The organism is Neisseria sp. HMSC074B07 (genome assembly GCF_001810355.1).
In the GTDB taxonomy this organism is placed as follows: Bacteria; Pseudomonadota; Gammaproteobacteria; order Burkholderiales; family Neisseriaceae; genus Neisseria.
In genome coordinates this window covers 1-26,701 of record NZ_KV800985.1, presented here as the reverse complement: position 1 = coordinate 26,701, position 26,701 = coordinate 1, and the positions used below count along the sequence as shown (strand labels likewise).

Sequence of the window (26,701 nt, the reverse complement as noted above, 5' to 3'; positions counted from 1 at the left end):
CGCCTTGTCCTGATTTAGTTAATCCACTATAAAACAGCTTGCCCCGGTGGATAACGATTGGCGCACTGGGGCGGAAGCGGTTGTGAAAGGGCGTCGGCTGCCCCTTTATTCGATTTGCAGATCGCCGACCAAAGCTGCCAGCGTGGACAGGCGCTGTTCGGATTTTGCTACGAACGGATTTTCAGTATCCCATGCGTAGCCTGCCAAAATGGAAGAAATCATGCGGCTGATTTCAGGGCTGCGGTTGGGCGCGTACACGACGTTTTGGAAGCGGAAATCGTACCAGCCGTCGACGTAAGTGCGGAACGCGTTCACACCGATCATCAGCGGTTTGGCAAATTCGGCATCCCAGTCCACCGCGTTGCCTTCAAGCTGTTTCGCCAGCAGGTCGGCGGCAAGTTTGGCGGAGTGCAGCGCGATGGTTACGCCTGATGAGAACACGGGGTCGAGGAACTCGGCGGCATTGCCCAACAGCGCGAAATGCTTGCCGTGCAGCGATTTTACGTTGGCGGAATAGCCTTGGATGGAGCGGAACGGGAAGTCGTTTTCCCAGACGGCTTTGTCCAGAATTTCTTTCAGCATCGGGCATTCGTAGACAAATTTTTTCAACACCGTTTCCGATTCGCCCGCGAGTACGTCGGGCGTGCCGACTACGCCGATAGAGCAGCGGTTGTCGCCGAAGGGAATCAGCCAAATCCACACGTCGCGGTGTTGCGGATGGGTGGTAATCAGGATTTTGCTGCGGTCGAATTTCGGGTGGGTGATGTTGTCGTCGATGTGGGTGAAATGCGCTTGGCGCGGAGGCAGGTGCGACGGCGTTTCCAAGTCAAGCAAACGCGGCAGCACGCGGCCGTAGCCGCTGGCGTCCAATACGAATTTCGCGGTCAGCTCGTAGCTCTCTCCCGTGTCGGCTTCCACGCTCAAACGGGCAAGGTCGCCGCTGTTGTCGAACGCGGTCACGCCGTGTCCGAAACGTACTTCCACACCTTGCTTGGCGGCTTCGTCAATCAGGATTTTGTCGAAAATACCGCGGCGCACTTGGTAAACCGTGCCGGGGCCGTCTGAAAATTTTTCGGTGAAATCAAATTCGGTATAACGGCTGCCCCATGAAAACGCCGCGCCGTTTTTAAACTGAAAGCTGGGTTCGGCGTGTACGGCGTCGACAAAACCGGCTTCTTCAAGCATTTCCATGCAGTGCGGCAGCAGGCTTTCGCCGATGACGAAGCGTGGAAAGTGCTGTTTCTCCAATACGCAGACTTTATAACCTTTTTTGTGAAGCAGGGCGGATGCTACCGAGCCTGCAGGACCTGCGCCGATCACGGCGACATCGAATTGAGGTGCGGACATTTAAATATACTTTCAAAACATAACAAAATAAAACGGTCGCTATTCTACTCCTTAATAGACTTATCTGAAATGGGTTTCAAGTGCATCTTCATAATTATAGTGGCTTAACTTTAAACCGACGGCGTTACCTCGCCTTAGTTCAAAGAGAACGATTCCTCTAAGGTGCTGAAGCACCAAAGTGAATCGGTTCTGTACTATCTGCACTGTGCGGCTTCGTCGGCCTTGTCCTGATTTAAATTTAATCCACTATAAATGAAAAGGCAGAAAAGACGGCAACCGCCGTACAGGAAACCTATAACGGAGTAGGGGTGGATTGCGGCTTGGGATGATTGTCGTGTTGACAATTTGTCTGATGGAAAAGGTCGTCTGAAAACCTTAGTTTTGGGTTTTCAGACGACCTTTTGCCGTTTTTCAGTTAATCAATCCTCCGCCTTCGGCTCGGGAACGTCAAACACCTGACGCAGGTAGGCGAGGAAGGTGTTGTTGGTGGTCATGGTTTTGCCCGGGGAGTCGGAGAGTTTGGCGACGGACTGACCGTTGCACTCAACGAGTTTCAAAACGATGTTCAGCGGGGTATGGCCCATGTCGTTGGTGAGGTTGGTGCCGATACCGAAGCTGGTTTTGAAACGGTCTTTGAAATATTGGTGCAACGCCCACGAGCGTTCGATGTCCAGACCGTCGGAGAAGGTCAGCATTTTGGTGCGGCTGTCGATTTTGAGTTTTTTGTAGTGGGCGTGCGCTTTGTCGCCCCATACATAAGGGTCGCCGCTGTCGTGGCGCAGACCGTCGAAGAGTTTGGCGAAATAGAGGTCGAAGTCGCGCAGGAAGGCATCCATGCCGACCACGTCGGTCAGCGCGATGCCGAGGTCGCCGCGGTATTCGTGTACCCAGCTTTCGAGGGCGGCTTTTTGGAAATTGCGCAGGCGCACATCGAGGGCTTGGAAGGCTTGGAGGAACTCGTGTGCCATCGTGCCGATGGGGGTGATGCCGATTTTTTTGGCGAGATAAACGTTGCTGGTACCGCGCACGATGTCGGGGGCGGCTTCAAGCAGGGTGCGGATGACGTGTTCCTGCCAATCGAGGGTATAGCGGCGGCGGGTGCCGAAGTCGGAGATGAGGAACGGCGGATCGTCGGGGTTTTGCGCGGCGGAGATTTCTTTGAGGCGTTGCGCTTTGGCTTGGAGGCGGCGTTCGCCTTCTTCAATGACGGCGGGGGTTTCGAGACGGCGGAAGTAGAGTTCGTTGACGATGGCGAGGATGAAGATTTCAAAGAACATCGCCTGAATCATGGGGCCTTCGATGCGGATATTCAGACGACCTTCTGAGTCGGGGCTGACTTTGACGAAGCGGCGTTGGAGTTGGAAGAGTTCAAGATAGTCGACAAAGTCGCTTTTGATGAAGCGCAGGCTGCGCAGGTAGTCGAGTTCGTAGTGGGTAAAGCGCAGTTGGCAGAGCGCGTCGAGTTCTCGTTCCAAGTCGCTTTGGATGTCGGCAAGCGGGTAAACCATGTCTTTGTTGCGACAGCGGAACTCATAAAGGCTGTGGGTTTGGGGGAATTGGTGCAGTATCACCTGAAGCATGGTGAACTTGTACAGGTCGGTGTCGAGCAGGGAGCGGATAACGGGCGTTTGAGGTGCGGTCATGGCTTTTCTCTCGTTCAGCGTAAATGTAAAGCATTATTAGAACACGGTTAGACGGACGGGTGTTACTTTTTTTAATCGGGGGAATGTTGAAAAGGTCGTCTGAAATCTTTCAGACGACCTTTTTCTTCATATAAAACCGACATCAATTATTTGTCCACAACGATTTTGGCTGCCTGTCCGTCAGGCGAGGGTTCGTATTGTGTGGACTCGTCGCCGTAGTACAGCACGCCGAGTTTGATGGGGATGCGGCCTTGCGATTTGCGGTGGGCATTGGAGTCGCGCAGGGAGTAGGCGCAGCCGCAGTATTCCTGCTGGTAGAAGTGTTCGCGTTTGCTGATTTCGATCATGCGCGCGCTGCCGCCGCCTTTGCGCCAGTTGAAATCCCAATACACGACGTCGTCGTAGGGCGCGGCGGCGCGGTGGCCGCAGTCGTTGATTTGCGCCATGTTTTTCCAGCGGGAAATGCCCAGCGAGCTGGTGAAGACGGGGAAGCCGTTTTCGTGGGCGTATTGGGAGGCTTTTTCGAAACGCATGTCGAAACACATGGTGCAGCGGATGCCGCGTTCGGGTTCGAATTCCATGCCTTTGGCTTTGGCGAACCATTCTTTGCGGTCGTTTTCGTAGTCGTCGTCTTTGTCGATGAAGGGGATGCCGAATTTGTCGGCGAAGCGCATGTTTTCTTCTTTGCGCAACATGTATTCTTTGAGCGGGTGGATGTTGGGGTTGTAGAAGTAGATGGTGTAGTCGATGCCGCTGGCGAGCAGGGCTTCCATGACTTCGCCGCTGCACGGGGCGCAGCAGGAATGCAGCAGGACTTTTTTATGGCCGCCGGGCGGGACGAGGACGGGGCGGTTGATGTCGGTAACGATGGGGCTGGTTTTGTCGTTCATGATCGGGGTGTTCCGTTTGTGGTGTTTCAGACGACCTTTGGGTTTTATGGGTCGTCTGAAATGTCGTTATGGGATGGGTTTGTTTTGTTTTTTGGCTGCTTTGCCGTCTTTGGGGTCGGGTGGCGGCGGCTCGGCGAAGATGCTTTCGGGGTTGGGGTGTGCGGCAAATTCGTGCAGCAGTTTTTGGTAGTCTTGGGACTGTTTCATCAGCTCTGCCGCGGCAGTCCGCAGGTTGTCCACGTCTTCGGGCGGGAGGTAGAAGCTGGTGGGGATGTTTAACACTTTGTCGCGCAACGCGGAGGGCGGCAGGTCTTTGAGGTTGAGGCTGACGAAGGAAAAGCTGATTCCGTCGCCGTTTTGTCGGCTGGTTTCGTTGCGTTTGTCGACGAAGGCACGGAAGCGGCGTTGGGATTCTTGGGTGTATTGGTCGATGGGGATGTTGACGATGGCGGTAACGACGTCGCGGAATCCGGGTACGGCGGCGGTTTTGTCCATATTGCTGCTGATTTGGTTTTGGGCGTTGACGCTGATGACGACGATGTGTCGTAGGTTACGGCTGCGGATTTGTTGTTCCAACACTTTGTCGGGATACATTTCGGTCATGTCCAAGAGGCTGCGCATGCCGAGGTTGTCGGTCAGTCCGCCGTCTATCAGGTGGATGTAGGGTCGGGTTTTGCTGTCGCTGTATTTGTTGAACCTGTTTTTAAATTCTTGATAGGTGGCGTTTTGCTGCTTTTGGGACTCAAGACCGGTCATTTGCAGCTGCGGCGGCAGGGTGTAGCCGCAGTTGCCGCCGTTGTTGTTGAGGGTAATCGGGGCGAATATCATGGGCACTGCGCTGGAGGCGGCAACGGCGCGGGCCAGGCGCAATCTGCCCAAGTCGATGCACATGGGGTCGAAATATTCTTGCGTGAAGTTCAGGCGTTCGCCCGCGCCCATGTCGGTGGCGGAAATGATGGCGAACGGGCCTTTGCCGTGCATTTCCAAATCGCGGAAGGTGGCTTTGCCGAAAAGGTGGTTTTCAAACTGCTCCTGCAAGAGGTCGCCGCGTCCGTATTCGGGTGAGGCGAGGCGGGGCAGGTTGGACATGGAAAAGGCTTGCTTGACGACTTGGCGTTGGAAGTTTTGGTGAAGGAAACGCTTGTAAAACATGGGGATGGTTTCTTCGCCTTTGAGCGCGAAGTAGGCGGCGAGGACGGAGCCGCCGGATACGCCGACCACCAAATCGACATTGGACATCAGCGATTTGCTTTTGCCGCCGATGGTAACTTTTTGCTGCTGAAGCTGTTCCAATACGCCGTAGCCCAACGCCGCCGCGCGTGTTCCGCCGCCGGAGAGCATCAGGATGATGAAGGTGTCGTCTTCTTCGCGCCGAAACTGGCTGGTTTCAAAACGATAGCCTTGGTTCATATCAATTTTATTGATGGTGGCGACAGGCTGGTACTTGACCAGCGAGCAGGCAGACAGCGCGGCCAAGGTAAAGGCGGTCAGGACGGTTTTGAACGGGCGTTTCGGCATGGAAGTTTGGTCGTGAAACAAAAGAGCTTGATTATAATGGATTAAATCGGTTTTCGATACCTGCCGGCGGGTTAAGGCGATGCCGCAGCGTAGATTGAAAGGTTTTCAGACGACCTTGGTTCATTCCGAAATCGGACAGGTCGTCTGAAAAATAAAATCAGGTTTAAGGCTTGTCCGCCTTGTCTCCGATTTTGCCTTCTTTGCCTTGAAGCAGGTTTTGGATATTGCTTTTATGGCGGTACAACACCAGCACGGCGATGACGACGGTCGCCCAAGCCCAAGAAGGGTAGGGCATCAGCCAGAAGGCGACGAGCGGCGCGGCTACGGTGGCGGCGAGCGCGGCAAGTGAGGACACTTTAAAGCCGAACGCCATCACCAGCCAAATTGCCGCGCAAACCAAAGCCGTTGCAGGAGAAAGCGCCAGCAATACGCCCAACGCCGTCGCCACGCCCTTGCCGCCTTTAAAGCCGAAAAACAGCGGCCACATATGTCCGACCAACGCGGCGACGGCAACCGCCGCTATGGCGATGTCCGACAGATTCAAAGCATCTTGCAGGCAGCGTGCCAAAACCACCGCCACCAAACCTTTGAGCGCGTCGCCCAGCAAAGTCAGCGCCGCCGCTTTTTTCTTGCCGCTGCGCAAAACATTGGTCGCGCCGGGGTTGCCCGAGCCGTAAGTACGCGGATCGTCCATGCCGTAATATTTGGAAACAATGACGGCAAACGACAACGAACCGATTAAATAAGCCGCGATAACGGCGGATACATTGAACATTTCAGATGCTTTACTTAAAATGGGACGCTCATTTTATCAAAAAAACAGGCAGGCAAATGGACAAAATCTTTTTACGCGGCATGAAGGCGGACACCTTAATCGGCGTGTACGACTGGGAACGCGAACGCCCCCAAACCCTGATTTTGGACTTGGACATCGGCATCCCCGAACAAAGCGGTCAAGACGACCACATCGGCAATACCGTCCACTACGGCGAAGTCTGCGAAGCCGTCAGGGCAAGCCTTGCCGAACAAAGCTTCCTCTTGCTCGAATCATTGGCGGAACACATCGCCAAGCTCATCCTCGACAATTTCGGCGCGTTGAGTGTGCGCGTCAAAATCATCAAGCCCGGCATCCTGCCCGATGTCAAAGAAGTCGGCATTGAAATCGAACGCAGCAGGGTTTAAAGCAGCACAAACGGTTTAGCGAAACCCGCTTCGCTCCCTTTCAGACGAGCCTTTTCATGACTCAAGAGGTCGTCTGAAAGCTCGGCTCCAAACGAAGTTAAAACCCATTCCCGATTTTCAGACGACCCCGTATCAAACTTTACAAAGAGAACACGCAAATGGATTTGAAAGAAACCAAACTCAGCAGCGAGCCGATTTATCAAGGCTCATTTGTTACCATCAACCGCGACAAAGTCCGCCTGCCCAACGGTAACGAAAGCCAGCGCATCGTCATCCGCCATCCCGGCGCGGCCTGCGTTTTGGCAGTTACCGAAGAGGGCAAAGCCGTGCTCGTACGCCAATGGCGTTACGCCGCAGACGCTGCCACGCTCGAGCTTCCCGCCGGCAAACTCGATGCAGGCGAAGACCCCGCCGAATGCGCCCTGCGCGAGCTGGCGGAAGAAACCCCGTACACCGCCGACCGCGTCAAACTCATCAGCAGCTTCTACACCGCCATCGGCTTCTGCGACGAAAAAATGTACTTCTACCAAGCAGAAGGCGTGCGCCTCGGCAGCACTCTGAGCAACGACGAAGACGAAATCACCGAAACCGTCCTGATGAGCAAGGAAGAAGCCCGCACCGCTTTGGCACACAACGAAATCAAAGACGGCAAAACCCTAATCGGCTTGCAATATTGGCTGATGCAGGATTGATGTGAAAAGAAGGTAAAAAGGTCGTCTGAAAAGCAGGTTGCACGTTTTCAGACGACCTTTCTGCAAACCGGCTGTATAGCAATACCCATAAAACCGACGGATTTCAAATCCGCCTACTATAGTGGCTTAACTAAATCAGGACAAGGCGATGAAACCGCAAGACAGTACAGACAGTACAGAAACCGATTCACTTGGTGCTTCAGCACCTTAGAGAATGTCTCTTTGAGCCAAGGCGAGGCAACGCCGTACTGGTTTAAAGTTAATCCACTATAAAACAAAGAGAATAGAGAACGTTATGAATAAGCCGCATCATTCGCATGCCGCCCCTTTGCTGGTCGTCGGCTGCGTCGTTTTCGGATTGGGCAGCTTGATTGTCAAATTTGTCGACGTCGGCTCTTACGCTATCGCATTTTGGCGGCTGGCGATAGCGGCGGTGATTTTCTGGCTGCTGTCGCGCCTCTTCGGGCAAAAACTGCCCAAAAGCAGAAAAGCCATCTACACCGCCATGCTCTCCGGCGTGTTTCTGGCATTTGACCTGTCGCTGTGGCACGAAAGCATACACGCCGTCGGTCCCGGTATTTCCACCTTGCTCAACAGCTTGCAGATATTTTTCCTCTCCGCCATCGGTTTCTTCTTTTTCGGCGAACGCTTGAGCAAATCGCAAATGTTCAGCCTCATTCTCGCCATCAGCGGCGTCGCCCTTATCGGCAGCCCTGAGTTCGGACACAACGGCAACGCCGTCTGGGGCTTTATCAGCGGCATCACTTCGGGCGGGATGCTCGCATTGTCTATGGCGTGTATCCACAAAACCCACCAAATCGAGAAAACTTCCCTGTTCCCCATGATGATGATTTTGAGCTTTGGCGGCGCGTTATCCCTCATCATTCCGTCCATCCTGTTTGACAGTTACGCCCTCTATCCCGCCACCATGCGCGATATTGGGCTGGTATTGATTTACGGTGCGGTGATGCAGTGTTTCGCATGGGGCATGATAGCCTATGCCATTCCATTATTATCATTCTCGCTGACCGGACTACTGTTGCTCTCCGAACCTGTTGCCGCCTTGCTGATCGACTATTTTTGGTTGGACAAACCGATTAACGCCCTCCAATGGAGCGGCACCGTGTTGACCCTGATTGCCATTTACTTAGGGCGTGCCAACGAGAAAGCTGTTTGATGTTGCCTTACCGTCACAAACGGATGCGATGACTTGCCGTTATTCGAGTAGGTGCATTCAATAGATTTTCAGACGACCTTTTTCCCATCCCGGATTCTACAAAAGCAAAAACACCGAAGACCAATCAATCTTCGGTGTTTTTTAATAGGGTGGCGAGCCAGACCCCCGGCACTGATGCATCGGAGTGGGCTGCTGGCTTCCGCCCCTGACCCGGTGTTCCGAATTACCATGCGGGGAGACCCGCCGTAAGAGAGTGGCATTATAACTGTTTTACGGGAAAACTCAAGCGCGGCGTCGTCGAAGGTCGTCTGAAAAGTCTTTTTACCTTTAAATTGTCAACAATATTCGCCTTTTTGAAAATTATTCCTATTGAAACATTTTTCGCCTTTTCCGTTGAAAAACATCGGAATTTAAACTACATTATCGCTTTTCCAACGAGTTGTCTGATTGTTTCAAAAATCATTTTAACTTCGTTGAAGCTGCACTTTCAGACGACCTTTTCATAAAAATACGGCGAAATCATGCCGCAGCTTTCCGCAGTTTCGCCGTACCAATAATCATACGGACACACCGCCACCATGACCACGACTACCGCCCCGCAGCGTATTCGGGAAATTCCCTACAACTATACTTCCTACACCGACCGCGAAATCGTCATCCGCCTGTTGGGCGATGAGGCGTGGCAGATTCTGCAGGACTTGCGCGGACAGCGCAGGACGGGGCGTTCGGCGCGGATGTTGTTTGAAGTGTTGGGCGATATTTGGGTGGTCGTGCGCAATCCGTATCTGGTCGATGATTTGCTGGAGCACCCGAAACGCCGTGCCGCGCTGGTGCGAGAAATGCGCCACCGGTTGAACGAAATCCGCAAACGCCGCGACGACAATCCGAAAGTTGATGTATTGGTGGCGGCGGCGGAAAAGGCGGTCGAGCGTTTTGACGGCAGCTTTGACGAAACGCGCCAAAAGCGGCGGCAGATTTTGGAGCGTTTGAGCAAAATCACCAAGCCGCACAATATTATGTTTGACGGGCTGGCGCGGGTAACGCACGTTACCGATGCGACCGACTGGCGCGTCGAATATCCGTTTGTCGTCGTCAATCCCGACACAGAGGCGGAAGTTGCTCCTTTGGTGCGCGCCTTAATCGAGCTGGATTTGGTCATTATCCCGCGCGGCGGCGGCACAGGTTATACCGGCGGCGCCGTGCCTCTGGATGCAAACAGCGCGGTCATCAATACGGAAAAACTGGACAAGCATCGCGGCGTCGAATTTGTCGAACTGGCGGGCTTGGACGGCAAACATCCGATTATCCATTGCGGCGCGGGTGTGGTAACGCGACGGGTGGAAGAAACCGCGCATCAGGCGGGTTTGGTGTTCGCCGTCGATCCGACTTCCGCCGACGCGTCCTGCGTGGGCGGCAATGTGGCGATGAACGCAGGCGGTAAAAAAGCCGTGCTGTGGGGAACGGCGTTGGACAACCTCGCCTACTGGCAGATGGTCAACCCGCAGGGCGAATGGCTGCGTATCGAGCGCGTGCGCCACAATTTCGGCAAAATTCACGATGAAGAAACCGCCGTGTTCGACATTCACACGCTGGATTCAGACGGCATCAATATCGTTAAAACCGAACGCTTGGAAATCCCCGGCCACAAATTCCGCAAAGTCGGTTTGGGCAAAGACGTTACCGACAAATTCTTGAGCGGCCTGCCCGGCGTGCAGAAAGAAGGCACGGACGGCATCATCACCAGCGTCGCTTTCGTGTTGCATAAAATGCCGAAATACACGCGCACCGTGTGTATGGAGTTTTTCGGCACGGTCGCCACCGCTACGCCTTCTATCGTCGAAATCCGCGACTTCTTGCTCGCCCATGAAAGCGTGCGGCTGGCAGGTTTGGAGCATTTGGACTGGCGTTATGTCCGCGCCGTCGGCTACGCCACTAAAGCGGCAGGCAAGGGGCGGCCGAAAATGGTCTTGTTGGCGGACGTGGTTTCAGACGACGAAGCCGCCGTACAGGCCGCCGCCGAACACATCTGCGAACTCGCCCGCGCCCGCGACGGCGAAGGCTTTATCGCCGTGTCGCCCGAAGCGCGCAAAACCTTCTGGCTCGACCGCAGCCGCACCGCCGCCATCGCCAAACACACCAACGCCTTTAAAATCAACGAAGACGTGGTGATTCCGCTGGAACGGCTGGGCGAGTATTCGGACGGTATCGAACGTATCAACATCGAGCTTTCCATCCAAAACAAACTCACCCTGTGCGCCGCATTGGAGCAATATCTTTCGGGCAAACTCCCCATCGACAAAATGGGCACGGACCTGCCGACCGCCGAACTTTTGGGCGAACGCGGCAAACACGCCCTTGCCCACGTTTCCGCCGTCAAAGAGCGTTGGGACTGGTTGCTCGCCCATCTGGATACGCCGCTTGCCGACTACAAAGCCCGCTACGGCGCAGCCGTCCATGCCGCGCCCGAAGCCAAAGACGACGAGAGCTGTTTCACCGCCTTCCGCGATTTCCGCCTGCGCGTGTCCGTCAAAGACGACGTAATGAAACCGCTCGCCGAAATCTTCAGCGGTAAAACCGACACCAAAATCATCGAAGGCTTGGGCAAAATCCACGCCAAAACCGTGCGCGGCAGAGTCTTCGTCGCCCTGCACATGCACGCGGGCGACGGCAACGTCCACACCAACATCCCCGTCAATTCTGACGACGCCCAAATGCTTCAAACCGCCTACCGCTCGGTCGAACGCATCATGAAGCTCGCCCGCTCGCTCGGCGGCGTGATTTCGGGCGAACACGGCATCGGCATCACCAAGCTCGAATTCCTAACCGATGAAGATTTGCAACCGTTTTGGGACTACAAAAACCAAGTCGACCCCAAACACACCTTCAACCGTCACAAACTGATGAAAGGCTCGGACTTACGCAACGCCTACACGCCGTCCTTCGAGCTGTTGGGTGCGGAATCGCTGATTATGGAAAAATCAGACCTCGGCACCATCGCCGATTCCGTCAAAGACTGCCTGCGCTGCGGCAAATGCAAACCCGTCTGCTCCACCCACGTCCCGCGTGCCAACCTGCTGTACAGCCCGCGCAACAAAATCCTCGGCGTGGGGCTGTTGACCGAAGCGTTTTTATACGAAGAGCAAACCCGCCGCGGCGTTTCCATCAAACACTTCGAAGAACTCATGGACATCGGCGACCACTGCACCGTGTGCCACCGCTGCGTCAAACCCTGTCCCGTCAACATCGACTTCGGCGACGTTACCGTAGCCATCCGCAACTACCTTGCCGACTCCGGCCACAAACGCTTCGCCCCCGCCGCATCGATGGGCATGGCATTTTTGAACGCCACCGGTCCTAAAACCATCAAAGCCCTGCGCGCTGCCATGATACAGACCGGTTTCCCCGCGCAGAATTTCGCCTACAAAATCGGCAAACTCCTGCCCGTCGGTACCAAAAAACAAAAAGCCGAACCCAAAGCCACCGTCGGCACCGCTCCGGTCAAAGAACAAATCATCCACTTCATCAACCGTCCTTTGCCCAAAAGCGTGCCCGCCAAAACACCGCGCTCCATGCTCGGCATAGAAGACGATAAAAGCATCCCCATCATCCGCAATCCCGCCGCGCCGGAAGATGCCGAAGCCGTGTTCTACTTCCCCGGCTGCGGTTCCGAACGCCTGTTCAGCCAAATCGGACTCGCCGTTCAAGCCATGCTCTGGCACGTCGGTGTACAAACCGTCCTGCCGCCCGGCTATATGTGTTGCGGCTATCCGCAGGACGCGGGCGGCAACAAGGCAAAAGCCGAGCAGATGAGTACCAACAACCGCGTCGCCTTCCACCGCATGGCGAACACCCTCAACTACCTCGACATCAAAACCGTCGTCGTCAGTTGCGGCACCTGCTACGACCAGCTCGAAAAATACCGCTTCGAAGAAATCTTCCCCGGCTGCCGCATCATCGACATCCACGAATACCTGCTCGAAAAAGGCGTGCAACTGAACGGCGTACAAGGTCAGCAATACCTCTATCACGACCCCTGCCACACGCCCATCAAAACCATGAACGCCACCCAAATGGCAAGCAGCCTCATGGGGCAGAAAGTCGTCTTAAGCGACCGCTGCTGCGGCGAATCCGGCATGTTCGCCGTCAAACGCCCCGACATCGCCACCCAAGTCAAATTCCGCAAACAGGAAGAAATCGAGAAAAACCTCAAAGAGCTGCCGCAGGGCGAACCCGTTAAAATGCTCACCACCTGCCCCGCCTGCCTGCAAGGTCTGAGCCGCTACGCCGACGACAACGACATGCCCGCCGACTATATCGTTATCGAAATGGCGAAACACATCCTCGGCGAAAACTGGCTGGACGAGTTTGTAAAAAAAGCCAACAACGGCGGCGTGGAGAAAGTGTTGCTGTAAGGATTGTACGGTTTTCAGACGACCTCAAAGGTCGTCTGAAAACCGTCATTCATTAAATCGGCGGAGAGACTTTGGAAGGTTGGAGAAGAGTTTGCCGAACCCTTAATACAATGCGCCGAACAGTCAATCCGATTTTCAGACGACCACTACGTTTTAAACAGATGAAAACAGTTTGAATGGCACCCTGAAGGCTGTACCCTCCAGCCGTCAGGGTGCATTTTTATAGTGGATTAAATTTAAACCGACGGCGTTACCTCGCCTTAGTTCAAAGAGAACGATTCCTCTAAGGTGCTGAAGCACCAAAGTGAATCGGTTCTGTACTGTCTGTACTCTGCGGCTTCGTCGCCTTGTCCTGATTTAAATTAAATCCACTATGCGTAGGCGGGGGCGGGAATGACGGTAGCCAGACAGAAATCTATGCCACGACGCGCAACCTGCCCCCTCTTCCGTCCGGCGGGAGAGGGTTGGGGAGAGGGTGGCTTTACGGGCTGCACCAATTTGATTTTGCCTAAAGCCGCGAAGCCACCCCCATCCTAACCTTCCCCCGCAGGACGGGGGAAGGGACAAGGTTGCTGATACGGTAAAAGGTCGTCTGAAACTGAAAATTTGGTTTCAGACGACCTCTTCTCATAATCAGAACATGCTAAATACCCCGCCAGATAGGGAAGGGCAGGTTGCCGTTGAAGCAACGAGTAGCGTGATATCCCGATCAGCATGATACTGCTTAAAGGCGGATGAAGCAGGCGGATGGTTGTATGGATTGCTGCAAACGGGAGCGTTGCAATTTGAGATGGAAAAAGCCGAGTCCTGTTTATACAGAACCCGGCTTAATAGGGAGCGCCTGAATAGGCTTTTACGGGCGTCCGAGATTTGAGGCGCAGTTTAGATTCAAATTCAGACGACCTGTTGTGACATCGGATTGCTTAACGCAGTTCTGTATGCAGGCGGCTGAGGAGCGTAGAGGCATCGCTGCCTTTGTATGCGCTGCCGTCTTTGTTCAAGAGGCTGATGCGCGAACCGCCGTTGACAGGCTCGACGAATACGATGATCTCGGGGTAGGCGGCAGGTTTCTCGACTTTTTTGCCTTTGCCCAGCATACGGCCGAAGAAGCCCGGTTTTTTCGTGGAAACGGCGTCGCTTTCGTTAGGCGCCTGTTGAACCAAGAAGGCGTGGCGTTCGATGTTTTGACCCAAGACATTCAAGCCGATGCGGTCGAGGGCGAGCGCGGTGCGGCGCCAGTTGCGGCCGTAGTCGCCGGAGACGAGCAGGGTGTTGCCGTCGATTCGAGCCAAATCGTTGCCGCTGCGTTTGGCAACGCTTTGGGTCAGCGCGTTTTCAGCTTGTTGCTGGTCAACGCCCAAGTATTGCATGAAGCGTGCGAGGAAGGCGGCTTCAAGATTTGGGTCGTTGGCGGCAGGCTGCCACATGGTCGTGTCTTTTTTCTTGTCGGCGTAAACTTCTTTCATGCCTTTGTGGGCAAAGAAGATGTCGGTTGTACCGTTTCTGCCTTGTTCGATGCGGATGATGAATTTATCGCGCTCGCTGGTGGAATAGACACCGCCCATACCGACTTTGTCCAGGAGGCGGCGCAGACCGTCTTGCGGGATTTTGGCGCGGTTTTCGGCCCATTCGGTTTCCATTTGACCGATGCCGGGTTCTTCGGATTTGATGTCGAAGCCGTTTTCTTGCCAGAATGCTTTCAACAGAGGCCAAATTTCGGCAGGGGATTTGCCTTGGACTTCAACCCAGCGTTGGTTGCCGTCACGCTCCAAACGGACGCCTTTGACGGATTTGAGGACTTCAGAATTGGCGGCTTGTTGGGTTGCCGATGTGCGGCGGCTCAAATCGCTGGCACGGACGGCACCGCTGCCGGCGGGTACTTGATAGAGGTTGCCTTGATCGGGATTGTTCAAATCAGGCGGTACTTCTAATTTGACGATTTTGCGGGTCTGGGTTTGGTAATCCAGCTTGGGCAGGTCTTTTTTGTTGCCCGAACAAGCGGTCATGCTGATCAGGGCGATTGCTACGACGACAGGTTTCATATAGGTCATATTGGTTTCCTGTGGGATGTGATGGGTTAACGGCAGGTCGTCTGAAAACTTGGAAACGGTTTTCAGACGACCTTTGCGGTTTATGCGGTGAGTTGTCCGGATTCTTGCAATGCGGCGCGGACTTTTGCCTGTCCGGCTTCGGTCAGGGAAACGAGCGGCAGGCGGACATAAGGTTCGCATTTGCCCAACGCGGATACGCCCCATTTGGGCGCGGCAGGGCTTGGTTCGCAGAACATAGTGTTATAAATCGGAATCAGGCGGTCATTTAATTGACGAGCGGTCGCAATATCTCCTGCAAGGGCGGCGCGGCACATGTCGGCGAAGAGTTTGGGGGCGACATTGGCGGCAACAGTGATGACGCCGTGTCCGCCGCAGAGCATGAAGGGCAGACCGGTTGGGTCGTCACCGGAAAGGATGGTGAAGCCTTCGGGCGCGTGTTTGATCAGTTCGAGATTGTTGCCGATATTGCCGCTGGCTTCTTTGACGCCGACGATATTCGGGATTTTGGCAAGGCGCAGGATGGTGTCGTTGGTCATGCTGACGACGGTGCGACCGGGTACGTTGTAGATAATCATCGGAATCGAAGTGGCTTCGGCGATGGTTTTGAAATGTTGGTAAATGCCTTCTTGGGAGGGCTTGTTGTAATAGGGGACGACGGAAAGGGTGTAGTCTGCGCCGGCTTTTTCGGCGGCGCGGGAGAGCGCGATGGCTTCTAGGGTGTTGTTGGCGCCGGTGCCGGCGATAACGGGAACGCGCTTGTTGACGTGTTTGACCGTTTCTTCAATTACGCTTAAATGTTCTTCGACGGAGAGGGTGGCGGATTCGCCTGTCGTACCGACGGCGACGATGCCGTCGGTACCGCTTTCGATGTGCCAATCGATCAAATCGCGGAGTTGTTCGTAATGGATGCTGCCGTCTTGATTCATGGGTGTAATCAGGGCAACCAAGCTACCTTGTAACATACGGAAACCTTTTTATTCATTGTGTGAGGTCGATTATGCTTCGGATTGTAGCTTACTTTGTTGTTTGTGTGAAACATATCGGCCGGACGGCTGGTTTACAGGCTTAAGGGCTATCATATCTTAATAAATAATATTTTTTATAATCATAAAATTATTGGTTTTTGGCGGTGGAAGTGCTGTCAAGAATTAAAATGTGTTAAGCGTATGAAGGCTGCCTGAAAATGAGGGATTGCTTGGAGCGGAAATTCAAAGAAATTTGAGTTTGGGCAACTGAAGATGTTTTTGCGCTGGAGTATTTGAATTGATAAGGAATCTTTGATTCGCTACAATTTCGTTTCTTAAAAATTTTTAACGCTTCATGGCGGACAGGAAGACTGCAATGGCTGGAACAATGAAAAAACAGGCGGATTCGCCTGATTTGGTGTACGGTTTGGAAGACAAGCCGCCATTCGGAAATGCCTTATTAAGCGCGATAACGCATCTTCTGGCGATTTTTGTGCCGATGATTACGCCTGCGCTGATTGTGGGCCGCGCGCTGGAATTGCCGGTTGAGATGACGGCGTATCTCGTGTCGATGGCGATGGTTGCGTCGGGTGTCGGCACTTATTTGCAGGTCAACCGCTTCGGGCCGGTCGGTTCGGGGATGCTGTCTATCCAGTCTGTGAATTTCTCGTTCGTTACCGTCATGATTGTGCTGGGCGCGGGGATGAAAGAGGGCGGTTTGACTGAGGATGTGATGATTTCGACGCTGTTGGGCGTATCGTTTGTCGGCGCGTTTTTGGTGTGTTTCTCGGCATGGCTTTTGCCGTATTTGAAAAAAGTGATTACACCAACGGTCAGCGGCGTGGTCGTGATGCTGATTGGTCTGAGTTTGGTACACGTCGGCATTACCGATTTCGGCGGCGGCTTCGACGCGAAGGCGGACGGCACGTTCGGCTCGATGGAAAACTTGGGGCTGGCGTCGCTGGTGTTGCTGATTGTGTTGATATTCAACTGCATGAAAAATCCGCTGCTGCGTATGAGCGGCATCGCAGTCGGGTTGATTGTCGGCTACATCGTCGCGCTGTTTTTGGGCAAGGTGGATTTTTCCGCGCTGCAAAACCTGCCGTTGGTTACGCTGCCCGTACCGTTTAAATATGGTTTTGCTTTTGACTGGCACGCATTTATTGTGGCGGGTGCGATTTTCCTGTTGAGCGTGTTTGAGGCGGTCGGCGATTTGACCGCGACGGCAATGGTGTCCGACCAGCCGATTGAAGGCGAGGAATACACCAAACGCCTGCGCGGCGGCGTGTTGGCGGACGGCTTGGTATCTGTCATCGCCACTGCTTTGGGTTCGCTGCCGTTGACGACTTTTGCGCAAAACAACGGCGTGATTCAGATGACCGGCGTGGCTTCTCGTCATGTGGGCAAATATATTGCCGTGATTTTGGTGCTGTTGGGTTTATTCCCCGTCGTCGGACGCGCGTTTACGACGATTCCGAGTCCGGTTCTTGGCGGTGCGATGGTTTTGATGTTTGGCTTGATTGCGATTGCGGGCGTGCGGATTTTGGTCAGCCACGGTATCCGCAGGCGCGAGGCGGTGATTGCGGCAACGTCGGTCGGTTTGGGCTTGGGTGTGGCGTTTGAGCAGGAAGTGTTTAAGAACCTGCCCGTTTTGTTCCAAAACTCCATTTCCGCCGGCGGCATCACGGCAGTTATCCTGAACCTGCTTTTGCCGGAGGATAAAACCGATAAAGTCGTCAAAATCGATACCGAGGGGTTGGAGCATTAAGTTTCAAGCTAGACAAAAAGGTCGTCTGAAATTTGATTTTCAGACGACCTTTTCTATTGGGTTTGGATTGAAACCGTATTCTGTCGAAGAAGTCGGTTTACGATTTATTTGCCGATGGTTACACGCTTGATGATGACCGGTTTGACGGGGACGTTTTGATGGAAGCCGCGTGTTGCAGTCGGGGTTTTGCTGATTTGCTGCACGACATCCATGCCCGAAGTCACTTTGCCGAAGACGGCATAGCCGTAGCCTTGCGGGGTTTTGTTTTTGAAGTCGAGGAATGCGTTGTCGGCAGTGTTGATGAAGAACTGGCTGGTGGCGGAATTAGGATCGCCGGTACGCGCCATGGCGATGGTGCCGACGGTGTTTTTCAAGCCGTTGTCCGCTTCGTTGTTGATGGCTTTGTCGGTGGCTTTTTGGGCAAGATCAGGGGTAAAGCCGCCACCTTGAATCATGAAGCCGTCGATAACGCGGTGGAAGACGGTGTTGTCGTAAAAGCCTTTGCGGGCGTAGTTGACGAAGTTGGCGACGGTTTTCGGTGCTTTGGTTTCGTCGAGCGACAGGCTGATGTTGCCCATATTGGTTTCGATGACGGCGTGTGTCTCGGCTTGGGCGTTGAAGGCTGCGGCAAGGGCAAGGGCGGCGAAAGTGAGTTTGAGGATTTTGTTCATTTGAATGTTTCTCGTAGTGTGAAAATTAAACGTTATTATCGCGGATTTTATGTGAAATCTCTAAAAGGCGTTGTGAAATATTTTAAGGTCGTCTGAAAACGGATACAGCAAGCTTCGTTTCAGACGACCTTTTGTGTTGCGCCGCGGCTTATTGTTTGGCAGCTTCGAGTTGAATGTCGATGCGGACGGTTTTGGTCATGCCTGCATCAACCAGATAGTTCACGCCCCATTTGGTGCGGTCGATGGTGGTGCTGAAGTCGCCGCCGCAGACTTCGGTTTTCGCCATCGGGCTTTGGTAGCAGTTGAATTTTTCGGCTTTGAGTTTGACGGGGGCGGTTTTGCCGTGCATGGTCAGATTGCCGTCAACGGAGAGCAGTTTTTTGCCGTTGAAGTTGAATTTGGTGGAAACAAAGCGGATGTTCGGGTATTTGGCGGCGTCAAAGATGTCGGCGGATTTCAGGTGGTCGGTGAAGTGTTGCGAACCGCTTTGCAGGTTGGCAATGGGAATGGTGATGTCGATTTTACCGTCGCGTTTTGCTTGGTCGAACTCAACGGAACCGGTCAGACCGTAGAAACCACCGACGTTGGTGCTGGTGTTGAAGTGGTCGATGGCGAAACGGGCGTTGGCGTGGTGTTCGTCCACTTTGTAGGTGGCGGCTGAGGCAGTACCGATGGCTGCTGCTGCGAGTGCGGCGAAGATGATTTTTTTCATGATGGTCGTCCTTTGTATGAGGTTATAAAGACGTTTATCTTAACATAGGAAAGAATGCATATCATTTCTTAAAGGTGAACGGTGGATTTACTTGGATTTGATGATGGGGTCGTCTGAAAACTGAGAAGAGCAATACTAGGGGCTGTCGACATTCAATAGTTTCCGTGTCTTTTTATTCCTAAAGCGGCATCTTCCATGTTGGAAATCCTCACAAGGTGTCCAACCTTGTTGCGGTTTCCATCTTGAATCTTCCGCTTTGTGAACAAAAATCCACCGGGAAAATTAAATGTCGACAGCTCTAATGAAAAAAGCGCGGAGTTATCCGCGCTTTTGGTTTTCAGACGACCTTTTACAAGGCGGCGAGTACCGCATCTCCCATTTCGGAGCAGGAAACGAGTTTTGTGCCTTCTTCGTAAATATCGCCGGTGCGCAAGCCTTGTTGCAGCACTTTTTGGACGGCGCTTTCGACTTGTTGCGCGCGGGCTTCGTCGTTCAGGCTGTAACGCAGCAGCATGGCGAGCGAGAGGATGGTGGCAAGTGGGTTGGCTTTGTTTTGTCCGGCGATGTCGGGAGCAGAGCCGTGTGACGGTTCGTACAGGCCTTTGCCGTTTTCGTCCAGCGAGGCGGAGGGCAGCATACCGATGGATCCGGTCAGCATGGAGGCTTCGTCGGAGAGGATGTCGCCGAAGATGTTGCCGGTGGCGATGACGTCGAATTGTTTGGGCGCGCGCACGAGCTGCATGGCGGCGTTGTCCACATACATGTGGGAGAGTTCGACGTCAGGGTATTGTTTGCCGATTTCTTCAAAGATTTCGCGCCAGAGTTCGGTGGTTTCCAAGACGTTGGCTTTGCCGACGGAGCAGACTTTTTTGCTGCGTTTTTGGGCGGATTGGAAGGCGACGTGGGCGATTCGGCGGATTTCGCTTTCGCTGTATTTCATGGTGTTGTAGCCTTCGCGTTCGCCGTTTTCCAAAACGCGGATGCCGCGCGGTTCGCCGAAGTAGATGTCGCCGGTGAGTTCGCGCACGATGAGGATGTCGAGGCCTGCGACGATTTCGGGTTTGAGCGTGGAGGCGTTGGCAAGCTCGGGGTAGAGGATGGCGGGGCGCAGGTTGGCAAACAGGTTCAGGTCTTTGCGGATTGCCAATAGTCCGCGCTCAGGACGCAGCGGGCGGTCGAGATTGTCGTATTGCGGGCTGCCGACCGCGCCGAGCAGGACGGCATCGGCTTTGCGGCAGAGGTTTTGCGTGAATTCGGGATAGGGATGGCCGTATTCGTCGTAGGCTTCGCCGCCCAATGGGGCGTATTCGTAGCCGGCGTCCAAGCCTTGGGCGATGAGTTTGTCGAGTACGCGGACGGTTTCGGCGACGATTTCGGGGCCGATGCCGTCGCCTCGGAGGATGGCGATATGTTTGGTCATGGCAAAATCCTTATGAGGGTTTGGAAAAGGGGAGGTCGTCTGAAAACGGCGAAGCGTTTTCCATTTGTAAGGATGGTGTTTTCAGACGACCTTTTGTGTCTGTTTGCAGGTCGGTTTGTTTGAACGAGGCTGATTGTACCATTGCGGCATCGAGAAAGCTGCGTGGAAATCATGCAGGCGGATTCGTCGGGAACGCGATGGGCGATGTAGCCGAGTTTTACAGTATTTGCGAAGGCGAAGGAAATCAGTAGCGTTCTGCTTCGATACGGATTTTAAAGACGGCTTTGCGTATGGACTTTTCTTCGCCCACCAGTGGGGCGTGCGCGTCGTTGGGAAAGAAGAGGGCGAACTCGCCCGGTTGGAGCGTGAGCCAGGTTTCCGGTTCGCAGTCGAAAAATTCGATGTCGCGCTTTTCGTCGTAGCCCAAACCGTTTTTCAGACGACCCCTGTCTATCCAGCCGTAGGTTTCTTCCCCGCTGATGGGGACTTGGATGTCGATGTGTTTCAAATGCGCTTCGGGCTTGGCTTCGGCTTTGCTCCTCATCGGTTCGCTGCCGACAAAGAGGCGGATATTGGGATTTGCACACGGCACTTGGCCGTCGGGCAGGGCGGCCAAATCCAGGCTTTGCAGCAGGCGGAAGGCTTCGGCAAAGTCGGGGTGCAGCGCGGCGTAGCGGGCGGCGTTGGTGATGGTGTCGGTAATCATGTTTTGCAGAAAGAGATAAAAAGGCCGTCTGAAAATTAAACCTCAGGGTGTAGCGAAGCCAATACGTTCTTCAAGATGCCTTGCCGGAAGACAAATAAGACTTCGGTATAGGCGGCACCATCTCCGATGACGGTCGTTAAGAAAAGGGTGTCGTCTTTAGCGCGGTAGTAACAGTGGCTCAGTTGCGTATTATCGCCTGCCTTTTCAAAATATGGGTCGAACAGGTGGTCATATTGGGCTCGGGGGGCGATTTGTGTTTTACCGTTGCGGAAAAAGGCAATTTCACGATAGTGGCTGAATGGAATTGTACCGTCAGTGCCGAACATTTCTTTTCCGCGATAATGGGAGAGTCCGTATTGATCGTGTGTAAACAGATGTTTTTCTTTCTTATAGTTGAAACGTTCCGATTTAATGCGCACGCCCATGCCGTTTTTTTGACAGGTAAAACCGTCGGCAGTAGCCGTAACGGGGATGCTTTCATAACGCGACAACGGAATCAGTCGCGAAGTATGCACCCAGCCATCCAGGCTTTTTTTGCCGCGCAAATCGTAGGTCATCTGCCAACCGTGTTCTAAATGAAGCTTTCCCTCCATCTCGGGGGTATAAACATGAGTGCCGTTTGGAATTTTGGTCAGGATTCGGCTTTGGGTGTTCGGTTGTTCGCGTAAGTTACTGTATCCGTCAGGATCTTGAATTTCTGAGAATTCCGCATGTGTGGCGAGGCTGATAAAAAGTATAGGGAGCAGGATAATTTTTTTCATGGTGTTGTGTGTGTGAAATTGTTGGGTATGTTTTTCAAATATGATGGTAAAGAGTAACGATCTGATTGTGTGTTAATAAAAGAGGTCGTCTGAAAATTCGCTACACTCGTTTTCAGACGACCTCATCGTTTATCAACCGTTAAACAGCCAAGGCTGGCTTTGGCGGCGTTTTTCTTCGAAATCGCGGATTTCGTCGGCATGTTGCAGGGTCAAGCCGATTTCGTCCAAACCGTTTAAGAGGCAGTGTTTGCGGTGTTCGGTAATGTCGAATTTGAACGTCTCGCCGCTAGGTGTGGTCAGGGTTTGTTCGGCAAGGTCGATGGAGAGCTGATAGCCTTCGTTGGCTTCGACTTCTTTGAAAAGCTGGTCAACTTGTTCTTCAGTCAACACAATGGGCAGGAGACCGTTTTTGTAGCAGTTGTTGAAGAAGATGTCGGCGAAGCTGGGGGCGATGACGGCGCGGAAACCGTAGTCGTCCAATGCCCAAGGGGCGTGTTCGCGCGAGGAGCCGCAGCCGAAGTTTTTGCGCGTCAACAGGATTTGCGCGCCTTGGTAACGCGGCTGGTTCAGCGAGAAATCGGGGTTCAGCGGGCGTTTGCTGTTGTCCATGCCCGGTTCACCGTGGTCGAGGTAACGCCATTCGTCAAAGGCATTGGGACCGAAGCCGCTTCGTTTGATGGATTTTAAAAATTGTTTGGGGATGATGGCGTCGGTATCGACGTTGCTGCGGTCGAGCGGGGCGACGATGGCGGTGATTTTGGTAAAGGCTTTCATGTTCTGTACTTTTTCGTTTGTCGAGGATTATAAAATGCCCCGATTTCCGGGGCATTTACGTTTAAATTTTGTTTAGTCAGTAGGTTTTGACATTTTCAGCGGTATTGCTGACAGCAGTACCGGCGGCGCTGACGTCTTTAGCTACGCCTGAAATAGTGTTGCAGGCAGAGAGCAAGGTCATCGCGGTCAGAGCGATCAAGGCAAATTTCTTCATGTATGGATTCCTGCGTGAAATTGGATTTTGGATTAGTAATTTTTTACAGACTCAGCGGAACCGCTGACTGCGTTACCGGCGGCGCTGACATCTTTGCCCATGCCGGAAATGGTATTGCAGGCAGACAGCAAGGTCATAGCGGTCAAAGCAATGAGGGCGAATTTTTTCATTTGAAGCTCCTAATAGTTTGAAAAGTACAGTCTGTGTTACTGTATTACTAATAATATTCGGCATCTTCACAAAAGGCAATAGTTGGTATAAATGAAAAAATGCGGAGTTACATGAATATAAACGGTGGTTTGAGTAAAGGTTTTTATAACTCTTATTGTTTGCGTAGTAGGCTGCCTGAAAATATATTTTAGGCAGCCTTGTGTAAAGATAGCAGTTTATTCAGTAGCTTCTTCAATTTTTTCGCCGACATGGGTCATGCCGCGGCCAACAGCGTTACCGCCTTTTTTCACGGCAGCTTTGGTTTTGTCCCAGCCGCGCTCGGCAGCGTTTTCTGTTTTATCCCAGTTGCGGCTGGCGTCATCTTTCGCTCCGGACCAAGTGCTGGAGCAGGCAGCCAGGGTAAGGGCAGCAAGGGTGGTTATCAACAGTTTGTTCATCATTGGATTCCTTGATTTAAGAGTTGGAGAATCTCCTTTGCGCGGAGATAGTGGTTACAGCCGGCCTTTGGTGGTTATGCAAGGTCGTCTGAAAGATTATGCCATGGTACGGATGTCGGTAAAGCGTCCGTTGACCGCCGCGGCAGCAGCCATAGCGGGGCTGACCAAGTGCGTGCGCCCGCCGTTGCCTTGGCGGCCTTCGAAGTTGCGGTTGGAAGTGGAGGCGCAGCGTTGACCCGGAGTGAGGCGGTCGGCGTTCATGGCGAGGCACATTGAGCAGCCTGGTTCGCGCCATTCGAAACCGGCGTCGATGAAGATTTTGTCCAAACCTTCCTGTTCCGCCTGCCGTTTAACCAAGCCGGAGCCGGGAACGATTAACACGCGCTGTACGTTGTCGGCTTTTTTACGGCCTTTGGCGACGGCGGCGGCTTCGCGCAAGTCTTCGATGCGGCTGTTGGTGCAGGAGCCGATGAATACGATGTCGACGGGGATTTCGTTCAGCGGTGTGCCGGCTTCCAAGCCCATGTATTCGAGGGCGCGTTCCATGCCGCTGCGTTTGACGGGATCGGTTTCTTCGGCAGGATTCGGTACTTTGCCGCTGATGTCCAAAACCATTTCAGGCGATGTGCCCCATGTTACTTGTGGTTCGATGTCTTCGGCTTTGAAACGGTATTCTTTGTCGAATACTGCGCCTTCGTCGGAAACCAGCGTGCGCCAGTATTCGACGGCTTTGTCCCATGCTTCGCCTTTAGGAGCGAAGGGTTTGTCTTTAACATAGTCGATGGTGGTTTGATCGACGGCAACCATGCCGGAGCGCGCTCCTGCTTCGATCGCCATGTTGCACAGGGTCATGCGGCCTTCCATCGAAAGGCTGCGGATGGCTTCGCCGCCGAATTCGATGGCATAGCCCGTACCGCCTGCCGTACCGATTTGTCCGATGATATAGAGGGCGACGTCTTTGGCGGTAACGCCCGGTTTCAGACGACCTTCAACGGCAATCAGCATGGATTTGGATTTTTTCGCGGTAATACACTGGGTTGCCATAGTATGTTCGACTTCGGAAGTGCCGATACCGTGTGCCAGCGCGCCGAACGCGCCGTGGGTAGAGGTGTGCGAGTCGCCGCAGACGACGGTCATGCCGGGCAGGGTTGCGCCTTGTTCCGGCCCCATAACATGAACGATGCCTTGACCTTTATCCATGAACGGGAAGTAGGCGAGTGCGCCGAACTCTTTGATATTTTTGTCCAAAGTATCGACTTGAAGCTTGGAAATCGGGTCTTGGATGCCTTTGTCCCAATCGCCGGTCGGGGTGTTGTGGTCGGCGGTGGAGACGACGCTGTCGATACGCCACAGCTTGCGTCCCGCCATTTTCAGGCCTTCAAACGCTTGCGGGCTGGTGACTTCGTGCACTAAATGGCGGTCGATGTAGAGCAGGACAGTGCCGTCTTCTTCTTCGCGGACGACGTGGCTGTTCCAGAGTTTGTCGTATAGGGTTTGTGCGCTCATGATGGGTTATCTTTGCTTATTAATAATAGGAGTAGATGGTTTGTTTTGATGGGCGGATTTTAGGCTTTTTGCAGGGGTAGCGCAATAGAAATTTGTCTAATTTCTACTTTTTCACATAAAAATCTAAAAATAACTTTCAAAAATTAGACAAATTGTAGAATTGTTGACAAAAAGAGGTATTTTATTTGAAACAATGCTTGTCGTACCGCCTAAAAAAGCACTATCATTTCCATCCGTATCCCACATCCGACAACAGAGGTATAGAGAATGAAATTACCGGTTATGGCTGCCGAACATCTGTCGCAACTTCAGGCGTTTGAAGCGAAAATCTTGTGCAACCACGCTAAAATCGAAGCATGGTTCCGTTCGCAATGGAACGCGCACCGCCCGCCGTTTTACGGTTCGGTCGACATCCGCAATGCCGGTTACAAAATTTCGTCTATTGATATGAACTTGTTCCCCGGCGGTTTCAACAACCTGAATCCGAATTTCATCCCGCTGGCGGCAGTCGCGGCGCAAGATGCGGTTCAGCGTGCTTGCGAAACGGCAAAATCCGTATTGATTATTCCCGAAAACCATACCCGCAACACGTTTTACCTGCAAAACGTTTACGCACTCAGCGAGATTTTGCGCTCGGCAGGGTATGAAGTCCGTTTGGGCAGCCTGAATCCGGAAGTTACCGAACCGACCGAGTTTGAAACCGCGTTAGGCGACAAAATCCTGCTGGAACCTTTATTGCGTACCCGCGAGCGCGTCCATCTTGCCGACGGCTTCTCGCCTTGCGTCGTCTTGTTGAACAACGACTTGTCCGCGGGCGTTCCCGATATTCTCAAAGACATCAGCCAAACCGTATTGCCTCCGCTGCACGGCGGTTGGACGACGCGCCGCAAAACAGAACATTTCAGCGCATACAACCAAGTCGCCGCCGAATTTGCCAAGCTGATTGACATCGACGAATGGCAGATTAACCCGTATTTCGAAAAAATCGGCGGTTTGGACTTCCAAGAGCGCGAAGGTGAAGACGCGTTGGCGGAAGCGGTAGAACGCGTGCTGGCGAAAATTCAAGCCAAATACGACGAATTGGGCATTGCCGACCAGCCTTTCGTTATCGTCAAAGCCGACGCAGGTACTTACGGCATGGGCGTGATGAGCATCAAATCCGCCGACGAAGTGCGCGGGTTGAACCGCAAAAACCGCAACAAAATGGCGAAGGTGAAAGAAGGCTTGGAAGTCAGCGAAGTGATTGTCCAAGAAGGCATTTATACCTATGAAACCATGAACGGCGCCGTGTGCGAACCCGTCGTTTATATGATGGACCGTTTCGTTATCGGCGGCTTCTTCCGCGTACACGAAGGACGCGGCGCGGACGAAAACCTCAACGCCGGCGGCATGGTATTCGTCCCGCTGTCCAATAGCATCCCCACCGGCAGCGGCGACAACTCCCAAGAAGCCCCCGAAGCCTGTAAACGCGTATTCGAACAATGGGACTCGCTCGGCATGCCGCGCTCTGAAAAAGATTGCGACGTGGACAACGAACACAACCGCCTCTACGTTTACGGCGTAATGGCGCGCCTGTCGCTGCTTGCCGCCGCGCTTGAGTTGGAGCAAACCGCTCCGTAAAGCGTGTTTGGTCTGATTATTTAAAATAGTAAAGGTCGTCTGAAAACTGAACTGGCCCCCAAAT

24 protein-coding genes and 1 other RNA gene are annotated in these 26,701 nt (G+C 53.4%); 6 read left to right on the top strand and 19 right to left on the bottom strand.

Annotated features, from left to right (window positions below; all coding sequences use genetic code 11):
* Positions 1–105: 105 nt before the first annotated feature.
* From HMPREF2726_RS12260 to plsY, 5 genes are all read right to left on the bottom strand, one after another.
* Positions 106–1,347: an NAD(P)/FAD-dependent oxidoreductase gene (locus HMPREF2726_RS12260; protein ID WP_009311460.1), complete on the bottom strand. Its 1,242-nt coding sequence runs from the start codon at positions 1,345–1,347 to the stop codon at positions 106–108.
* Between the two features lie 419 nt (positions 1,348–1,766).
* Positions 1,767–2,990, bottom strand: coding sequence for a nicotinate phosphoribosyltransferase (gene pncB, locus HMPREF2726_RS12255; RefSeq protein WP_009311459.1), 1,224 nt, complete (start codon positions 2,988–2,990; stop codon positions 1,767–1,769).
* 146 nt (positions 2,991–3,136) lie between these two features.
* A complete protein-coding gene (locus tag HMPREF2726_RS12250) occupies positions 3,137–3,880 on the bottom strand; it encodes an epoxyqueuosine reductase QueH (RefSeq protein ID WP_009311458.1) in 744 nt (247 codons plus the stop codon).
* A 66-nt stretch (positions 3,881–3,946) separates the two neighbouring features.
* Complete coding sequence (locus tag HMPREF2726_RS12245; protein ID WP_009311456.1) at positions 3,947–5,398, bottom strand: patatin-like phospholipase family protein; 1,452 nt, start codon at positions 5,396–5,398, stop codon at positions 3,947–3,949.
* Positions 5,399–5,561: 163 nt separating this feature from the next.
* Positions 5,562–6,173, bottom strand: coding sequence for a glycerol-3-phosphate 1-O-acyltransferase PlsY (gene plsY, locus HMPREF2726_RS12240; protein ID WP_009311454.1), 612 nt, complete (start codon positions 6,171–6,173; stop codon positions 5,562–5,564).
* A 56-nt stretch (positions 6,174–6,229) separates the two neighbouring features.
* Here plsY and folB point away from each other — a divergent pair, with 56 nt between their 5' ends.
* The 3 genes from folB (at position 6,230) to HMPREF2726_RS12225 (ending at position 8,449) form a co-directional block, all read left to right on the top strand.
* Positions 6,230–6,580: a dihydroneopterin aldolase gene (folB, locus tag HMPREF2726_RS12235; protein ID WP_003762738.1), complete on the top strand. Its 351-nt coding sequence runs from the start codon at positions 6,230–6,232 to the stop codon at positions 6,578–6,580.
* 158 nt (positions 6,581–6,738) lie between these two features.
* A complete protein-coding gene (locus HMPREF2726_RS12230; protein ID WP_003760014.1) occupies positions 6,739–7,272 on the top strand; it encodes an NUDIX hydrolase in 534 nt (177 codons plus the stop codon).
* Between the two features lie 295 nt (positions 7,273–7,567).
* Positions 7,568–8,449, top strand: a complete 882-nt coding sequence (locus tag HMPREF2726_RS12225) for a DMT family transporter (protein WP_009311451.1) — start codon at positions 7,568–7,570, stop codon at positions 8,447–8,449.
* 148 nt (positions 8,450–8,597) lie between these two features.
* On the opposite strand, the gene ffs is transcribed toward HMPREF2726_RS12225, so the two are convergent.
* Positions 8,598–8,694, bottom strand: an RNA gene (ffs, locus tag HMPREF2726_RS12220) — signal recognition particle sRNA small type.
* A gap of 333 nt (positions 8,695–9,027) precedes the next feature.
* On the opposite strand from ffs, the gene HMPREF2726_RS12215 reads away from it, so the two are divergent.
* Positions 9,028–12,861: a DUF3683 domain-containing protein gene (locus HMPREF2726_RS12215; RefSeq protein ID WP_009311449.1), complete on the top strand. Its 3,834-nt coding sequence runs from the start codon at positions 9,028–9,030 to the stop codon at positions 12,859–12,861.
* A gap of 923 nt (positions 12,862–13,784) precedes the next feature.
* Here the strand turns inward: HMPREF2726_RS12215 and bamC are convergent.
* Positions 13,785–14,912: an outer membrane protein assembly factor BamC gene (bamC, locus tag HMPREF2726_RS12210; RefSeq protein ID WP_009311447.1), complete on the bottom strand. Its 1,128-nt coding sequence runs from the start codon at positions 14,910–14,912 to the stop codon at positions 13,785–13,787.
* An 80-nt stretch (positions 14,913–14,992) separates the two neighbouring features.
* On the bottom strand, positions 14,993–15,874 hold the full coding sequence (gene dapA / locus HMPREF2726_RS12205; RefSeq protein ID WP_009311445.1) for a 4-hydroxy-tetrahydrodipicolinate synthase: 882 nt from the start codon (positions 15,872–15,874) through the stop codon (positions 14,993–14,995).
* Between the two features lie 379 nt (positions 15,875–16,253).
* On the opposite strand from dapA, the gene HMPREF2726_RS12200 reads away from it, so the two are divergent.
* On the top strand, positions 16,254–17,645 hold the full coding sequence (locus tag HMPREF2726_RS12200) for a nucleobase:cation symporter-2 family protein (protein WP_009311443.1): 1,392 nt from the start codon (positions 16,254–16,256) through the stop codon (positions 17,643–17,645).
* A gap of 104 nt (positions 17,646–17,749) precedes the next feature.
* On the opposite strand, the gene HMPREF2726_RS12195 is transcribed toward HMPREF2726_RS12200, so the two are convergent.
* The 11 genes from HMPREF2726_RS12195 to leuC all read right to left on the bottom strand — a co-directional run bounded on the left by HMPREF2726_RS12195 (position 17,750) and on the right by leuC (position 25,017).
* Positions 17,750–18,316 carry a peptidylprolyl isomerase gene (locus tag HMPREF2726_RS12195; RefSeq protein ID WP_009311441.1) on the bottom strand — a complete coding sequence of 189 codons (567 nt, stop codon included), beginning with the start codon at positions 18,314–18,316 and terminating at the stop codon, positions 17,750–17,752.
* A gap of 148 nt (positions 18,317–18,464) precedes the next feature.
* Positions 18,465–19,028, bottom strand: a complete 564-nt coding sequence (locus tag HMPREF2726_RS12190) for a YceI family protein (RefSeq protein WP_009311439.1) — start codon at positions 19,026–19,028, stop codon at positions 18,465–18,467.
* A gap of 349 nt (positions 19,029–19,377) precedes the next feature.
* Positions 19,378–20,448, bottom strand: coding sequence for a 3-isopropylmalate dehydrogenase (leuB, locus tag HMPREF2726_RS12185; protein ID WP_003777832.1), 1,071 nt, complete (start codon positions 20,446–20,448; stop codon positions 19,378–19,380).
* A gap of 10 nt (positions 20,449–20,458) precedes the next feature.
* Positions 20,459–20,590, bottom strand: coding sequence for a hypothetical protein (locus tag HMPREF2726_RS14845; RefSeq protein ID WP_003777834.1), 132 nt, complete (start codon positions 20,588–20,590; stop codon positions 20,459–20,461).
* A 102-nt stretch (positions 20,591–20,692) separates the two neighbouring features.
* Complete coding sequence (locus tag HMPREF2726_RS12180) at positions 20,693–21,154, bottom strand: NanQ anomerase/TabA/YiaL family protein (protein WP_003777836.1); 462 nt, start codon at positions 21,152–21,154, stop codon at positions 20,693–20,695.
* Positions 21,155–21,189: 35 nt separating this feature from the next.
* Positions 21,190–21,915, bottom strand: coding sequence for an SH3 domain-containing protein (locus tag HMPREF2726_RS12175; RefSeq protein ID WP_039405808.1), 726 nt, complete (start codon positions 21,913–21,915; stop codon positions 21,190–21,192).
* A gap of 132 nt (positions 21,916–22,047) precedes the next feature.
* Positions 22,048–22,689, bottom strand: a complete 642-nt coding sequence (leuD, locus tag HMPREF2726_RS12170) for a 3-isopropylmalate dehydratase small subunit (protein WP_003742170.1) — start codon at positions 22,687–22,689, stop codon at positions 22,048–22,050.
* Between the two features lie 76 nt (positions 22,690–22,765).
* On the bottom strand, positions 22,766–22,903 hold the full coding sequence (locus tag HMPREF2726_RS12165; protein WP_009311431.1) for a lipoprotein: 138 nt from the start codon (positions 22,901–22,903) through the stop codon (positions 22,766–22,768).
* Between the two features lie 32 nt (positions 22,904–22,935).
* The gene (locus HMPREF2726_RS12160; RefSeq protein ID WP_003742168.1) at positions 22,936–23,073 is read right to left on the bottom strand and encodes an entericidin A/B family lipoprotein; all 138 of its coding nucleotides are present in this window, start codon (positions 23,071–23,073) and stop codon (positions 22,936–22,938) included.
* Positions 23,074–23,289: 216 nt separating this feature from the next.
* On the bottom strand, positions 23,290–23,511 hold the full coding sequence (locus HMPREF2726_RS12155; protein ID WP_029609583.1) for a lipoprotein: 222 nt from the start codon (positions 23,509–23,511) through the stop codon (positions 23,290–23,292).
* Between the two features lie 96 nt (positions 23,512–23,607).
* A complete protein-coding gene (leuC, locus tag HMPREF2726_RS12150; RefSeq protein ID WP_070442467.1) occupies positions 23,608–25,017 on the bottom strand; it encodes a 3-isopropylmalate dehydratase large subunit in 1,410 nt (469 codons plus the stop codon).
* A 267-nt stretch (positions 25,018–25,284) separates the two neighbouring features.
* Between leuC and gshA the strand changes: the two genes are divergently transcribed.
* Positions 25,285–26,637 carry a glutamate--cysteine ligase gene (gene gshA / locus HMPREF2726_RS12145; RefSeq protein ID WP_009311424.1) on the top strand — a complete coding sequence of 451 codons (1,353 nt, stop codon included), beginning with the start codon at positions 25,285–25,287 and terminating at the stop codon, positions 26,635–26,637.
* Positions 26,638–26,701 lie beyond the last annotated feature (64 nt).

Bases quoted from the DNA above. Each gene is read 5' to 3' on its own strand.
- leuD (WP_003742170.1), bottom strand. From the start codon at position 22,689: ATGAAAGCCTTTACCAAAATCACCGCCATCGTCGCCCCGCTCGACCGC.
- HMPREF2726_RS12260 (WP_009311460.1), bottom strand. From the start codon at position 1,347: ATGTCCGCACCTCAATTCGATGTCGCCGTGATCGGCGCAGGTCCTGCA.
- leuC (WP_070442467.1), bottom strand. From the start codon at position 25,017: ATGAGCGCACAAACCCTATACGACAAACTCTGGAACAGCCACGTCGTC.
- HMPREF2726_RS12215 (WP_009311449.1), top strand. From the start codon at position 9,028: ATGACCACGACTACCGCCCCGCAGCGTATTCGGGAAATTCCCTACAAC.
- dapA (WP_009311445.1), bottom strand. From the start codon at position 15,874: ATGTTACAAGGTAGCTTGGTTGCCCTGATTACACCCATGAATCAAGAC.
- leuB (WP_003777832.1), bottom strand. From the start codon at position 20,448: ATGACCAAACATATCGCCATCCTCCGAGGCGACGGCATCGGCCCCGAA.
- bamC (WP_009311447.1), bottom strand. From the start codon at position 14,912: ATGACCTATATGAAACCTGTCGTCGTAGCAATCGCCCTGATCAGCATG.
- HMPREF2726_RS12245 (WP_009311456.1), bottom strand. From the start codon at position 5,398: ATGCCGAAACGCCCGTTCAAAACCGTCCTGACCGCCTTTACCTTGGCC.
- plsY (WP_009311454.1), bottom strand. From the start codon at position 6,173: ATGTTCAATGTATCCGCCGTTATCGCGGCTTATTTAATCGGTTCGTTG.
- folB (WP_003762738.1), top strand. From the start codon at position 6,230: ATGGACAAAATCTTTTTACGCGGCATGAAGGCGGACACCTTAATCGGC.
- HMPREF2726_RS12165 (WP_009311431.1), bottom strand. From the start codon at position 22,903: ATGAAGAAATTTGCCTTGATCGCTCTGACCGCGATGACCTTGCTCTCT.
- HMPREF2726_RS12180 (WP_003777836.1), bottom strand. From the start codon at position 21,154: ATGATTACCGACACCATCACCAACGCCGCCCGCTACGCCGCGCTGCAC.
- HMPREF2726_RS12225 (WP_009311451.1), top strand. From the start codon at position 7,568: ATGAATAAGCCGCATCATTCGCATGCCGCCCCTTTGCTGGTCGTCGGC.
- HMPREF2726_RS12230 (WP_003760014.1), top strand. From the start codon at position 6,739: ATGGATTTGAAAGAAACCAAACTCAGCAGCGAGCCGATTTATCAAGGC.
- HMPREF2726_RS12200 (WP_009311443.1), top strand. From the start codon at position 16,254: ATGGCTGGAACAATGAAAAAACAGGCGGATTCGCCTGATTTGGTGTAC.
- HMPREF2726_RS12195 (WP_009311441.1), bottom strand. From the start codon at position 18,316: ATGAACAAAATCCTCAAACTCACTTTCGCCGCCCTTGCCCTTGCCGCA.
- HMPREF2726_RS12250 (WP_009311458.1), bottom strand. From the start codon at position 3,880: ATGAACGACAAAACCAGCCCCATCGTTACCGACATCAACCGCCCCGTC.
- HMPREF2726_RS12160 (WP_003742168.1), bottom strand. From the start codon at position 23,073: ATGAAAAAATTCGCCCTCATTGCTTTGACCGCTATGACCTTGCTGTCT.
- HMPREF2726_RS12155 (WP_029609583.1), bottom strand. From the start codon at position 23,511: ATGAACAAACTGTTGATAACCACCCTTGCTGCCCTTACCCTGGCTGCC.
- HMPREF2726_RS12175 (WP_039405808.1), bottom strand. From the start codon at position 21,915: ATGAAAAAAATTATCCTGCTCCCTATACTTTTTATCAGCCTCGCCACA.
- pncB (WP_009311459.1), bottom strand. From the start codon at position 2,990: ATGACCGCACCTCAAACGCCCGTTATCCGCTCCCTGCTCGACACCGAC.
- HMPREF2726_RS12190 (WP_009311439.1), bottom strand. From the start codon at position 19,028: ATGAAAAAAATCATCTTCGCCGCACTCGCAGCAGCAGCCATCGGTACT.
- gshA (WP_009311424.1), top strand. From the start codon at position 25,285: ATGAAATTACCGGTTATGGCTGCCGAACATCTGTCGCAACTTCAGGCG.
- HMPREF2726_RS14845 (WP_003777834.1), bottom strand. From the start codon at position 20,590: ATGGTACAATCAGCCTCGTTCAAACAAACCGACCTGCAAACAGACACA.